The following is a 440-nucleotide window of genomic DNA, read 5'->3' on the forward strand; positions in this document are numbered from 1 at the left end:
CCAATGAGGAAAACCTTCCTCCGCTGCGCAAGCGCGCACGGTGGGCGCAAAATCCGGCGCAGGTTGCCTAATTGAATTCGTTGGGTGTGCGGTTTTCTTGACTATTCCAGCTGGAGCAGATCCTGTGCTTCGACAGCGCCATTGACGCTGAACGATTCGCCTCTGAGAAGTCCGCCATCTTTCTGATCCTTCCGGAAGAAGATACGACCAAAAACTTTATGGCCGGTCTCATGATCCAGAACCTGAGCCGGGAACTGTTTGCTGTGGCCGATGAAAACGGCGGCAAGCTGAAAAATCGGGTGGTATTATTTTGCGATGAATTTGGCACGATGCCCCCGTTTGATATTCTCCCCCTTTTCTCAGCTGGACGATCTCGCCGGTTAACGCTCGTACCCATCATCCAGTCCTTAGCGCAGCTTGAAAAAAACTATGGAAAGGAG

Annotated in this window: 1 pseudogene; it reads left to right on the plus strand. The window is 52.0% G+C overall.

What is annotated here, in order from left to right:
* Positions 1-107 precede the first annotated feature (107 nt).
* A pseudogene (locus ACTQ34_RS18185) lies at positions 108-440 on the plus strand (TraM recognition domain-containing protein); the annotation flags it as partial.

Source organism: Agathobaculum sp. LCP25S3_E8 (assembly GCF_052117165.1).
GTDB lineage: Bacteria > Bacillota > Clostridia > Oscillospirales > Butyricicoccaceae > Agathobaculum.